Source organism: Georgenia satyanarayanai, assembly GCF_023715365.1.
Taxonomy (GTDB): domain Bacteria; phylum Actinomycetota; class Actinomycetes; order Actinomycetales; family Actinomycetaceae; genus Oceanitalea; species Oceanitalea satyanarayanai_B.
The window spans coordinates 63,744-75,399 of the sequence record NZ_JAMBNZ010000006.1 but is presented as its reverse complement, the minus strand read 5'-3'; the positions used below and the strand labels follow the sequence as shown (position 1 = coordinate 75,399).

At 71.2% G+C, this 11,656-nt stretch carries 10 protein-coding genes; 4 read left to right on the top strand and 6 right to left on the bottom strand.

Translation table 11 applies throughout. The annotated features are described in order from the left end of the window. Window position 1: 1 nt before the first annotated feature. Window positions 2-991 (bottom strand): ABC transporter permease subunit, encoded by a 990-nt coding sequence (locus M3148_RS09355; protein ID WP_251304410.1) that lies wholly within the window; start codon window positions 989-991, stop codon window positions 2-4. Then, window positions 988-1,974 (bottom strand): ABC transporter ATP-binding protein, encoded by a 987-nt coding sequence (locus M3148_RS09350; RefSeq protein ID WP_251304408.1) that lies wholly within the window; start codon window positions 1,972-1,974, stop codon window positions 988-990. The genes M3148_RS09355 and M3148_RS09350 overlap by 4 nt, the downstream gene beginning before the upstream one ends. Before the next feature lie 182 nt (window positions 1,975-2,156). On the opposite strand from M3148_RS09350, the gene M3148_RS09345 reads away from it, so the two are divergent. The 4 genes from M3148_RS09345 (at window position 2,157) to M3148_RS09330 (ending at window position 6,205) form a co-directional block, all read left to right on the top strand. Beyond that, window positions 2,157-3,140, top strand: a complete 984-nt coding sequence (locus M3148_RS09345) for a diaminopimelate dehydrogenase (RefSeq protein WP_251304407.1) — start codon at window positions 2,157-2,159, stop codon at window positions 3,138-3,140. Window positions 3,141-3,334: 194 nt separating this feature from the next. Then, the gene (locus tag M3148_RS09340; RefSeq protein WP_251304406.1) at window positions 3,335-3,961 is read left to right on the top strand and encodes a CalY family protein; all 627 of its coding nucleotides are present in this window, start codon (window positions 3,335-3,337) and stop codon (window positions 3,959-3,961) included. Window positions 3,962-3,989: 28 nt separating this feature from the next. Next, window positions 3,990-4,661, top strand: a complete 672-nt coding sequence (locus M3148_RS09335; protein WP_251304405.1) for a signal peptidase I — start codon at window positions 3,990-3,992, stop codon at window positions 4,659-4,661. Window positions 4,662-4,693: 32 nt separating this feature from the next. Then, complete coding sequence (locus tag M3148_RS09330; RefSeq protein ID WP_440136915.1) at window positions 4,694-6,205, top strand: peptide MFS transporter; 1,512 nt, start codon at window positions 4,694-4,696, stop codon at window positions 6,203-6,205. Window positions 6,206-6,374: 169 nt separating this feature from the next. Here M3148_RS09330 and M3148_RS09325 read toward each other — a convergent pair whose 3' ends face one another. From M3148_RS09325 to M3148_RS09310, 4 genes are all read right to left on the bottom strand, one after another. After that, window positions 6,375-8,489 (bottom strand): glycoside hydrolase family 18 protein, encoded by a 2,115-nt coding sequence (locus tag M3148_RS09325; protein WP_251304403.1) that lies wholly within the window; start codon window positions 8,487-8,489, stop codon window positions 6,375-6,377. A gap of 148 nt (window positions 8,490-8,637) precedes the next feature. Further along, entirely contained in the window at window positions 8,638-9,108 is a 471-nt protein-coding gene (locus M3148_RS09320; protein WP_251304402.1) for a PPOX class F420-dependent oxidoreductase, read from the bottom strand. A gap of 37 nt (window positions 9,109-9,145) precedes the next feature. After that, the gene (locus tag M3148_RS09315; protein ID WP_251304401.1) at window positions 9,146-10,372 is read right to left on the bottom strand and encodes a hypothetical protein; all 1,227 of its coding nucleotides are present in this window, start codon (window positions 10,370-10,372) and stop codon (window positions 9,146-9,148) included. Between the two features lie 77 nt (window positions 10,373-10,449). Beyond that, on the bottom strand, window positions 10,450-10,686 hold the full coding sequence (locus M3148_RS09310) for a hypothetical protein (RefSeq protein WP_251304400.1): 237 nt from the start codon (window positions 10,684-10,686) through the stop codon (window positions 10,450-10,452). Between the last annotated feature and the right edge of the window lie 970 nt (window positions 10,687-11,656).

Sequence of the window (11,656 nt, the reverse complement as noted above, 5' to 3'; positions counted from 1 at the left end):
CTCAGACGGCGTCGCGGCGGCGGAAGACGACGGCGCCGAGGACGACGACGACGGCGGTGAGGACAAGCACGTAGACCGCGCTGTGCCCGAAGGCCAGCGCATGCTCCGTGAGCTCGCACATCGTGCCGCCGGTGTCGGTCGTGCACTCCTCGGTGTAGTACGTCGTCCCGTGCCGGACCCATCCGTCGACGTTCGTGACCGGCATCCAGGGAGCGGTCCGCGGCACGAGTCCCTGGAGCATCTGGCTGGCGATGAAGCCGACGACCACGACGCCCAGGACGCCGGCCGTGTGCCGCAGCAGGAAGCCCAGCGCGGCGCCCACGAGCGCGCCCATCACCGCGAGACCGAGGATCCGCAGCACCATCCACGCGGTGTCGGTCCACTGGGCGGCGCCCATCCCGGACGCGAGCTCGAAGTGGTCGGCGATCAGCCAGGAGCCGGCGGTGACGACGGCGACGGAGAGCACCGCCACCGGCACCACGCCGACGGCAGCCGCGGACAGCTTGGAGGCGTACACCCGCAGGCGCCGCGGCTCGAAGCTCAGCCAGGTGCTCATGGCGCCGGTGCTGATCTCCGCCGCCGTGAAGGTCGCCCCGACGAGGCCGACCGCGAACAGGAGGAAGGTCGAGGCGGCGCTCAGCGAGGAGGGCAACGTCTCCGCCAGCGGCGAGGCGGTGAAGACGTACCACTCGCGCTCCGGTGCCGTCATGCCCTCGCAGCCCCAGTCCACGTCCTCACCGAGGCGCTCGGCCTCCGCGGCCTCGTCCTCCAGGCACTGGGCCATGTCCTCCTCGCCGTGCTCCTCCCAGTACGCCAGGTCCTGCTCGTACATCTCCTCAGCGAGCGTGAGGTCCGCGTCGGACATCGGCTGGGAGGAGTCCCACGCCGCCCACAGGACGAGCAGGGACGCCGCGAGCGCACCGAGCATCGTGAGGACGACGAGGCGCCGGGAGAACAGCCGGCGGAGCTCGACGCGCAGGAGCCGCATCATGCGGGGTCACCGCCGCCCGTCGTCGGGCCGGGCGCTCGGCCGTGACGACCGCCGGAGCCCTCGTCCAGGCCCTGGCCGGCGGTGAGGTCGAGAAAGACGCGCTCGAGGTCGACCCGCTCGGCGGTGAGCTCGTTGACATACAAGCCCTGCTGGGCGAGCAGCTCGGTGACCCGTGCCGGGTCCTGCACCCCGCGCACCCGCAGCAGGCCGCCGTCGACGCGGACCCGCAGACCGGCACGGGTGAGGACCTGCTCGGCCGCCGCGAGGTCGACGACGCCCACCTTGATCGCGCCCGCCTCGGAGCGGGAGCCGATGACGTCGGCCACCCGCCCCTCGGCGAGCAGCCGTCCACGCCCGATGATGGAGACGGTGTCGGCGACCTGCTCGACCTCGGCGAGGATGTGGCTGGAGACGAGGACGGTGCGGCCCTCGTCGCCGAGACGGCGCATCGTCTCGCGGATCTCCCGGATGCCGCCGGGGTCCAGGCCGTTGGTCGGCTCGTCGAAGATGAGCAGATCGGGTGACTTGAGGAGCGTGGCGGCGATGGCCAGGCGCTGCTTCATGCCCAGGGAGTAGGTCTTGTACCGGTCCCCGGCCCGCTCCGCGAGCGCCGTCGACTCCAGCACCTCGTCCACCCGGCCGCGTGGCGCCCCGATGGCACCGGCGAGCAGCTCGAGGTTGCGGCGCGCGGTGAAGGTGGGGAAGAACTTGGGGGACTCGACGATCGCGCCGACCCGGCCGATGACGTCGGGCAGCCGCTTGGGGACCTCCTGGTCGAAGATCCGCATCGTCCCAGAGTCCGGGCGGATGAGACCGAGGAGCATGCGGATCGTCGTCGTCTTCCCCGAGCCGTTGGGACCGAGGAAGCCGTGGACACCGCCGACCGGGACGTGGAGGTCGAGGTTCTCGACGCCGACGCTGCCGCCGCCGCGACGGCGGTAGGTCTTGCGCAGCGCGGAGGTGTCGACCGCGAGGTCGCTCATGCGGGGCTCCAGGGGAAGACGGAGACGGCCGACGAGAGCCAGCCTTCGGGGAGGTTACCGGTTCGTGGCCCGGCCGGACGGTGCTTTCGCGCGCGTCGTCGACAGGTGGGCGCACGCGCACGGGGCGCGTGGCCGTGCGTACGGTGGGTGCGGACCACCACCGGAGGGAAAGGGCAGGACCCATGGGACAGCGACGCATCGCGATCGCCGGCTACGGCAACCTCGGCAGGGGCGTGGCAGCCGCCGTCGGGCAGAACGCCGACATGACGCTGCACGCCGTCTTCACCCGCCGCGACCCCACGACGATCGAGCCGCCCACGCCGCAGACCCCTGTCCTGCCCTGGGACGAGCTGCTCGACCACCGTGACGAGGTGGACGTCCTCGTCCTGTGCGGCGGCTCCAAGGACGACCTGCCGCAGCAGGGACCCGAGCTGGCCGCCCACTTCACCACCGTCGACAGCTTCGACACCCACGCCCGCATCCCCGAGTACGTCGCAGCCGTCGACGCCGCGGCACGGGCCGGGGGCAACACCTCGATCGTCGCGGTCGGCTGGGACCCGGGGATGTTCTCCCTCAACCGGCTCCTCGGTGAGGCGCTCCTTCCCGAGGGCGAGACGTACACCTTCTGGGGACCGGGACTGAGCCAGGGGCACTCGGACGCGCTACGCCGCGTTCCTGGGGTCGCTGCCGGCGTCCAGTACACGGTCCCCTCGCCCGCGGCCGTCGACGCGGTCCGCAGCGGCTCGCGACCGGCGCTCAGCACCCGCGAGAAGCACACTCGCGAGTGCTACGTCGTCCTCGAGGACGGCGCCGACGCCGCGGAGGTGGAGCAGGCCGTCGTCACGATGCCGCACTACTTCGCCGACTACGACACCACCGTCACCGTCATCAGTGCCGAGGCGCTCGCGCACGAGCACGCGCACATGCCCCACGGCGGCTTCGTCATCCGCAGCGGCACCACCGGTGGTGGCCACGACCAGGTGGTCGAGTACCGGCTCCGGCTGGGGAGCAACCCCGAGTTCACCGCGAGCGTGCTGGTCGCCTACGCCCGCGCCGCCGCCCGGCTCAACGAGCGGGGCGAGACCGGCGCCCTCACGGTGCTCGACGTCGCGCCGTCGCTCCTCTCGCCCAAGCCGGTCGACCAGCTCCGTGCCGAGCTGCTCTGAGGGACTTTCCAGCCCCGACGACATCGGATACCCTTCATAAGTAGTAACGATCCGTCCGTGACGCTCCTCCTAAAGTATGAGTGAGATCACGGTCGAAAGGCCTTGCACCCTCCATCACCCCGTCGCAGACTTCATTTGTTCGCATGGATCGCGACTCCCGGGTACGCCCGGTGACTCCCATGGAGGGAACCCCAATGGCTTCGACATCTTCCCGATCGGCACGCTACGCAAGGTGGCTGGCAGTCCCGCTCGGCTTCGTCATCAGCGCGGTGCTCGTCTGGCAGGCGTCCTACGCGGCCTTCACCGACACCACGGAGAACGCCGGAAACTCGTGGACCGCCGGCTCTGTCACGATCACCGACGACGACCAGGACGCCGCGCTGTTCACCGCCGCGGACCTCGTCCCCGGGTCGACTGGCTCCCAGGAGATCACCGTCACCTACGAAGGCACCCTCGACGCCGCGGTCAAGGTCTACGGCGCGGACTTCGCCGTGCTCGCGCCGACGGGGGGCGGCCAGTCCCTCGAGCAGGTCAGCGCCACCGGCAACACCTTGGCCGACAACATCGTCATCACGATCGAGGGCAACGAGGGTGATGAGTTAGGTGCTGGCCCCACGGGAACGCTCTACACCGGGACGCTGGCCGGTTTCGCGTCGACGCACGGCGAGGCGAACACCCCGATGCGTTACGACGTCGCCGGGGACAGCAACATGAAGGGCACCTTCCGCTTCACCTACAGGGTGAAGGACGACGCCCCGCCGTCAGTCCAGGGCCAGCAGGTGCGCCTCAGCTTCGTCGCCGAGGCGACCAGCACCCGCTGATCGTTCGCGCCGCAGGAAGGAGCACGCCGTGAGCGAGGCGCCCCCGAACCGGTGGGTTCGGCACACCACCGCCCTGGTCGCGCGGTCAGTGCTCGCCACCTTCGCCGGCCTCCTCGTCTGGACGGTGCTGCCGGTCCTCATCGGCTGGCAGCCCGCCGTCGTGCTCAGCGGCTCGATGGAGCCGGCGATCCGCACAGGTGACGTCGTCGTCACCCGCGAGGTCCCCGCGAGCCGCTTACGTCCGGGCCAGGTCCTGCTCGCCGATGCCCCCGGCGAGCAGGGCAGCCGGCTCCTCCACCGCTTCGACAGCACCGATGACGACGGCGGCCTCGTCCTGCGCGGCGACGCGAACGCGGCGCCGGACACCCTGCACGTCGCGGCGGACGCCGTCCACGGCGTCGGGGTGCTGCGCGTTCCCTGGGTCGGGCTGCCGTACGCGTGGGCGGTGCAGGGCCGGTACCTGCCCGTGGCGCTCACCGTCCTCGGGCTGGGGGCCTGCCTCCTGCTCAGCCGGGTCCGCGAGCTCGACGGCTGCCGCCGGATCCCGGCCCACGCGGCCCCGAGGCGTGCGTGGGGCCAGGTGGCCGCGGCCGCGCTCCTCGCGGTGGCTGTCCCCTCGACAGGCGGCGTCGACGCGACCTTCAGCTCCTCCGTCAGCTCACCTATGACCTTCACCACGCGCGCCCCCGCCACGCCCTGAGCCGATTGCGTCACTCCGGGAGCAGGCGGAGCATGGCACCCATGGCTTCCGAGGACCCGGCGACCGCAAGCACGTCCCCCGCAGCTCCGGGGCGCACCAGTGAGGTCGGTGGCTTCCTCGGGCAGCCCCGCGGCCTGGCGAACCTGTTCTCCGTCGAGCTGTGGGAGCGGTTCTCCTTCTACGGCATGCAGGGCATCGTCCTGCTCTACATGTACTTCCAGACCACGCAGGGTGGTCTGGGGATCGACCGGACGGTCGCCGCCGGGATCGTCGGCGCCTACGGCGGGTCCGTCTACCTCTTCTCCATCCTCGGCGGCTGGGTGGCCGACCGTCTGCTCGGCTCCGAGCGCACGATGTACGTCAGCGCCGTCCTCATCATGCTGGGACACGTCGCGCTGGCGGTCGTGCCGGGCGTCGTCGGTCTCGGCGCCGGTCTCATCCTCGTCGCGATCGGCTCCGGCGGCCTCAAGGCGACGATCACCAACCTCGTCGGCGCCCTGTACACGGCCGACGACCCCCGCCGTGACGCCGGCTTCTCCATCTTCTACATGGGGATCAACATCGGCGGACTGCTCGGCCCGCTCCTCACCGGCCTGGTCCAGGAGAGCTGGGGCTTCCACCTCGGCTTCGGCCTCGCCGCCGTCGGCATGGCCATCGGACTGGTCCAGTACTCCCTGGCCCGCCGCCACCTGCCCCACCCCACCCGCCGCGTGCCCGACCCGCTGCCGCGCGAGCAGTACGGGCGGTACGGGGCGATCGCCGTCGGGGCCGTCGTCGTCCTCGTCGTCGCCGTCCTCACCGGGCTCCTCACCCCCGGCAACCTGGCCGACGTCGTCGTCGTCGCCACCGCCGTCGCTGCCGTCGTGCTCTTCGCCATCCTCCTCACGAGCCAGAAGGTGCAGGGGGACGAGCACTCGCGGGTCGTCTCCTTCATCCCGATGTTCATCGGCTCGGTGGCCTTCTGGGCGCTGTTCCAGCAGCAGTTCACCGTCATCACGATCTACTCCGAGACGCGCCTGGACCGGGACTTCACCCTGCCGCTGATCGGCGACTGGACCATGCCGATCCCGTGGGCACAGTCCTTCAACCCCTTCTTCATCATCGTCCTCGCGCCGGTCTTCGCGGCCCTGTGGACCCGGCTCGGACGCCGTCAGCCGACGACGCCGGTGAAGTTCAGCCTCGGCGTCATGCTCATGGGCGCGGCCTTCCTCGTCTTCCTGCCCATGGCCGGCACGGCGGCGGTGCCCGTGCTGTGGATCGCGCTCATCATGCTCGTCGCGACCTGCGGTGAGCTCCTGCTCTCCCCGGTGGGCCTGTCCCTGTCCACCAAGCTCGCGCCCAAGGCCTACCCGGTGCTCATGGTCTCGCTGTTCTACCTGTCCGTGGCGCTGGGCACCGCGCTGTCCGGCTCGCTCGCCTCCTTCTACAGCGAGGACAACGAGGTGGCCTACTTCGGGACCCTGGGCGCCGTGACCATCGGCATCGGCCTGGTCCTGCTCGCGCTCGCCCCGCGGATCACGCGGGCGATGCGCGGCATCAGATGAGCGGTCGGCCGCCAAGGTAGGCGCATGAGCACGCCGGTTGCGCAGGGTGGCACCCACGCCAACGTGCTCGTGCCCTGGTGGCAGGCACCGCTCGCGTGCCCGTGCTCTCACAGCAGTGCGGGGGTCGGGCTCGTCTCCTCACGGTGAGCCACAACCCCCGCACGGCCGCTCAGGAAGCCGCCGCAGGAGTGCGCCGCAGGCCCAGGGTGTCGCGACCGTCACCGTTCCAGTCGCCGACGTAGACCTCGTCACCTGCGCGCCCGTAGGCGGTCACGACGTCCGCCCTGCCCGCCCGTAGCGTGTTGCTCACGTGGTAGACGTTTCCGCGCCGGACGGCAAAGGTGTCCTTGCCATCACCGTCCCAGTCACCCGCGAGCGTCGCGTCGTCGGCGCGACCGTAGGCGAAGACGGTGTCGGCACGGCCGCCCGCCAGGGAGTTCTTGACGTGGTAGGTGGCTCCGCGCCGCACCGCGAAGGTGTCCCGGCCGTCGCCGTTCCAGTCACCGACCATGATGTCGTCGCCGGCACGGCCGTAGACGATGACGTGGTCCGCCTTCCCGCCGCTCAGCGAGTTCTTCACGTGGTAGGTCGCTCCCCGTCGCACCGCCAGCGTGTCGCGGCCGTCACCGTTCCAGTCACCGACAAGGACGACGTCGCCGGGCCGGCCGTAGACGAACTCGGTGCCAGCCGGCCCGCCCCGCGGATCGTTGTTGACGAAGAAGCGGTTGCCACGACGCACGGTGATCGAGTCGCGGCCGTCACCGTCCCAGTCGCCGATGAGCACCTCGTCGGTGAACCGGCCGTACATGAACGTGTGGTCGGCAGCTCCGCCACGCCAGCTGTCCGTGAGGAAGAACCCGTAGCGCTGGTGGGACTCTCCCGGCTCGCCCGGCTCACCGGGCTGCTCTGCGAGCGGCCCGGCCGGCCCTGCCCGCAGCGTCCCTGCCAGCGCCGACCCGAGCTCGTTGTCGTAGTCCCCGGCGATGTCCCAGAAATAGGCACCGCCCAGCCCGGCGTCGGCGATCCAGTCGGCCTTGGCCGTCACCGTGCGCGGGGTGTCCAGGCTCCACCAAGCGTCACCGTCCCAGCGGTAGGCAGCGACCGCCGTCTCGTCGAAGTACTCCTCGCCCACGTCCCGCAGCACCGAGTAGTTCGTGCCCGGCAGCGCGCCGCTGGCCGTCGCTCCGGGCGTGGGGTCACTGACGCCCTCCCAGCCCAGGCCGTACGCAGCAAGTCCGAGCAGGAGCTGATCGTCGCGGTAGCCCGCAGCCCGGTAGGCCTCGAGCACGTTGTCGGCCGCCAGCCCCCAGTTCGCCGAGCTGCCGTCGGGCCACTCGTAGGGGTGCAGGTTCCCCTGGTGGCCGGTGCGACCAGGCACCCAGCCACCGTGGAAGTCGTAGCCCTGAACGTTGAGGAAGTCGACGACGGCGGCGAGCCGCGGGTCGGTCCACCCGCCCACGTTCCGCGGGGACCCGGCGGGTGCAAAGGCGGTCAGCAGGTACTCCTCGCCGTCCGCGGCGGAGCGCTCGTCGAGCTTGTCGCGGAACAGCTCCATGAGCGCGAGGAAGTTCTCGCGGTCGACCTCAGGGTTCGGTGACGGGTGCTCGCCGTCGGCGGCGGGCCACTCCCAGTCCATGTCGAAGCCGTCGAAGATGCCGGCGGCGACCCCCGGTCCTCCCTGCTCCCCGTGCACGGGAAGGTTCCCGTCGAGGTAGAGGTCGATGCAGGAGTCGACAAGTCGTTCCCTGCTCTCCGGCGTGAGGGCCGCAGCGGAGAAGTTGTCCGACCACGTCCATCCGCCGAGGGAGATGAGGACCTTGAGGTCGGGGTAGCGCTCCTTGAGCTTGCGCAGCTGGTTGAAGTTGCCGGCGAGCGGCTGTGCCGGGTCGTCGGCGACGCCGTCGACAGCATCGTCGGCCTCGATGAGCCGCAGGTAGTCGTTCTCAGGGTCTCCTTCCGGCTCCCCCGGATCGACCCCGTCCTCGGGGACCACCTCGCTGGAGATGTCACACACGAGGTCGGTGGTGACATTGCCGAAGGCGTAGTTGAGGTGGGTGAGGTCATCCGCTGCACCTGTGCTCACCAGGTCCGCGAACTCGTAGTTGTGGGAGTCGGCGCTTGCCCACGCCGGGAAGTACCCGAGCGTGCGGTAGCCGTTCACGCCCTCTCCCGGCGCCTCGGGGGCGTCCGCGGCTGCCGGAACGACGGCAAGGGCGGTGCCGGCCAGGACGCCGGTCGCCGCCAACAGGGCCAAGGTCGAGCGGGTAGGTGTTCGCTGTGTCATGAGGGAGCCTCGCTGCTTCCTCCGGGTGTACACCCGGTTCCAGGTTTGTTTGGACTCCTTCATAATAGCCATGCGGTCGGAGATTTTGCCAGAGCGTCGTGACGCTGCGCAGCAACCCCGTTCCGCCCTGCCGCGACCGCGTGGGTGCTCAAGCAGGGGCGCGGTCGGGCGGGAAACCGCCCGTCGCGACGGGGCCCCACCCGGTGACGGTGATCCGGAGCAGCGACTTGCCCTGCCGGCGCATCGCCTGGCGGTACTCGGCCCAGTCGGGGTGCTCGCCCGCGATGCAGCGGTAGTACTCGACGAGCGCGTCCTCCGCCTCCAGTGAGGGCATGTCGAGGACCTCCGCCGTCCCGTCCACCTGCACCCACGCGTCGTCCCAGTCGTCCGAGAGCACGAGGACGGAGGCGGCCGGGTTCCGCCGCAGGTTGACCGCCTTCGCGCGGTCCGGGTAGGTCGAGATGACGATCCTGCCCTCGGCGTCGACACCGCCGGAGACGGGCGAGAGCTGCGGGCGGCCGTCGGCGCGCCTAGTGAGCAGCACGAGGTGATGACGGTCGCGCACGAAGGCGAGGAGCTCCTCGCGGGTCACACGGTCAGCGGCGGCGATGCGAGGCATGGCGCCATCGTAGGTGCGGTGCCCGGGCCGCGCCGGGTCAGTCCCCGCGCATCCCGAGCACGAGCCACGAGCCACCGAGCAGGAGCCCGCCGAGCATGACCATGAGTCCCAGGCCCTCCGGCCCGGACTCCGGCAGCGCCTCGAGCGTGTCGGCCTCCTCCGGTTCCGCGGCGCCGGCAACGGCGACCGTCGGCTCAGGAACCACTGCGGCAACCGTGAGCACCGGAGCGGAGAGCTCGAGCTGCTCCGCCGCCTCCTCCTGCGGCTCCCCGGGGGTCGTCTCGGGCACCGCCGGTGACGGCGCCGCCTCGGGGGCAGGTGCCGGCTCGACCGCTGTCGGCGGCACGTCGGTGAGGACGAGGAGCACCTCCGCGGTCCCTCCTGCGCCCGGGACGGTCTCGACCGGGGTGCCGTCGGTCTCGAGGCGGTGTCCGTCGGCCGCGGTGACGGTCAGCGTGATCGTGGCCACGCCGTCGACGTACTCGGCCGTGACCGGGTGGGTGCCCGGGTCGAGAACCTCGCCAGCGGGGTCGCGCACCACCTGGGTGGCGGCATCAGGCACGACGACGGCGTCCTCACGGCCCGCGCCGTCGAGCGCGGTGGGCGCGGCGAGCTCCGCCGCGGCACGTGGGTCCAGGACGGAACGGATCAGAGAGGTCGTACCGTCCGGGGCAAGGAGGGCGTGACCGGGGGCAGCGACGACGGCGAGCACGAGCCGCTCGATGTCCGTGCCGAGGGCGACGGCGCTGAGCTCGTACCAGCCGCCATCGGGCGACAGGCGTGCGGCGGCACCGAGCTCGTCGACACGGACGCCGTCGACGAGCCACGTGAAGCCACCGTTCCCGAGCGGCAACGTGTAGCCGGGAGCACCGTCGACGACGCTGCGCACGGGCTCGGGCACGACGACGAGCACGGGCCCGGCCTGCTCCGGCTCCTCGGTGGGGACGTCCTCGACCGGGTTTTCGGTGGCCGGCTCCTCGGTCGGGGTCTCGACCACCGGTGGCTCCTCGGCAGGAGGCTGCTCGACGGGGGGCTCGTCGGCCGGAGGGTCGGTCGGGTCACCGTCCAGAGGGCCGTCCGGGCCGACCTCCTCGACCGGGTCCTCAGCAGGCCCGGGAGTCTCCTCCGCGGGAACGTCGACGCCGGAAGCCGGGTCGGGCTCCGGCGGCTCGCGGTCGGCGCCGGGGAGGGCGCTGCCGCCGGCGAGGAGCAGGGCGGCCGTGCCGGCAGCCCATCGGCTCGACCACGCGCTGGCGCTGATCACGGCTGGCTCCCAGGGACGTCGGGTAGAAAGGGGGCGTACACGCGCCCACTGGACCTATCGGCAGACGTGGGCCGTGATCAAGAGATCGTGGCCAGCAGCTGGACGAGTACCTTGCGGTCGCCACGTTCACTGTCCGCTCGTCGCCCCGGACCTGCGCCAAGGGGCGACGGCGCAGGCGCCGGGAGAACGCTGCCGGTGGCGGAGTCACGAACGGCGGGGGCATCGCCGTCCGGGGCGACCTCCCGGCGGGTGACGATCGGCTCGAGCTCGGGGTCGGCGGCGATCGGCCCCAGGTGCGGACGCCTTCGCCTCATCGACCGTCTCCCTCAGCGGTTCCGTCAGGGAGCGGCTGGTCCGCTCCCGTGCCCAGCTCATCGGCGGAACCGGCCGGGAGCTGAGGGGTCGGCGGAGCCGGACACGTCGGCCGGGCGGGGCGGGTCGAGTGGGAGTGATCTCCTCCACGGCGGTGTCGCGGTGGTGGCTGTGGTGGTGTGGGTCCTGGAGTGGCGCCGGTGGCGTGCGGGCCGGCGGGCCGAGCGGCAGAGGGCTGCCCGCCGCCGGACCAGGTGGTGAGAGGACGGGTTGTCGCCCGGTGTCCAGCTCCGTGCCCCGGGCTCGCGGTGGGTGCCAAGCACCGGTCGCCCGGGACCCTGCTGCGCGGCGCAGGCTTGCTCGTAGGCCGCCAGGTGGGCCAGCTTCTGCTGCGCAGTGAACGCGCGGCGTCGCCGCGGCCCGTCAGCGCGGGGATGAGAACTGCTCATCACCCCATCATCCGTGCTCAACACCGTCGGCATCGAGAGGGTCGAACTGGTCATCATGAATGGTCCTGATCTCGCCCTGTCAGACGAAGTTGCTATGAACCGCTGGTCTCATCTCACCCTGACAGACAGGGGGCTGCTGGCACACGGCCGGGACAGGGATCCGGGGCAGGTCGCGCGTCTTGGTGATGATCACGCCGCTGAGTGCGGCGGCCGCGAGCAGGTCCCCGTGCCACCGCTGTCGGCCTTCTCCTCGTATAGACGAGCATGTACCGTCTGCGCCGGGCGGCGGGGCGGCGTGCACGTGTAGATGCGATTCGGCTCCGGCGGGGGTGGTGGTGTGCCAGTCTGGTGCTTCTGGCTGGTCCCGCGCTCCGGCTCGGGGGGGTGCCTTGAGCGTCCATGGCGGGTAGCGTTTCCATTTCGGTGTTGACCATTGACAGGGCCATTCCTGAACGCCAGACTTCGCAACACACAACCGAATAACTAGGGGGTCCACAATGAAGTGGCAACGCGCATGGAGAGT

What these genes read in the sequence shown, in the direction of transcription:
- M3148_RS09355 (WP_251304410.1), bottom strand. Translation starts at nt 991, where the DNA reads ATGATGCGGCTCCTGCGCGTCGAGCTCCGCCGGCTGTTCTCCCGGCGC.
- M3148_RS09350 (WP_251304408.1), bottom strand. Translation starts at nt 1,974, where the DNA reads ATGAGCGACCTCGCGGTCGACACCTCCGCGCTGCGCAAGACCTACCGC.
- M3148_RS09345 (WP_251304407.1), top strand. Translation starts at nt 2,157, where the DNA reads ATGGGACAGCGACGCATCGCGATCGCCGGCTACGGCAACCTCGGCAGG.
- M3148_RS09340 (WP_251304406.1), top strand. Translation starts at nt 3,335, where the DNA reads ATGGCTTCGACATCTTCCCGATCGGCACGCTACGCAAGGTGGCTGGCA.
- M3148_RS09330 (WP_440136915.1), top strand. Translation starts at nt 4,694, where the DNA reads ATGGCACCCATGGCTTCCGAGGACCCGGCGACCGCAAGCACGTCCCCC.
- M3148_RS09325 (WP_251304403.1), bottom strand. Translation starts at nt 8,489, where the DNA reads ATGACACAGCGAACACCTACCCGCTCGACCTTGGCCCTGTTGGCGGCG.
- M3148_RS09320 (WP_251304402.1), bottom strand. Translation starts at nt 9,108, where the DNA reads ATGCCTCGCATCGCCGCCGCTGACCGTGTGACCCGCGAGGAGCTCCTC.
- M3148_RS09310 (WP_251304400.1), bottom strand. Translation starts at nt 10,686, where the DNA reads ATGAGGCGAAGGCGTCCGCACCTGGGGCCGATCGCCGCCGACCCCGAG.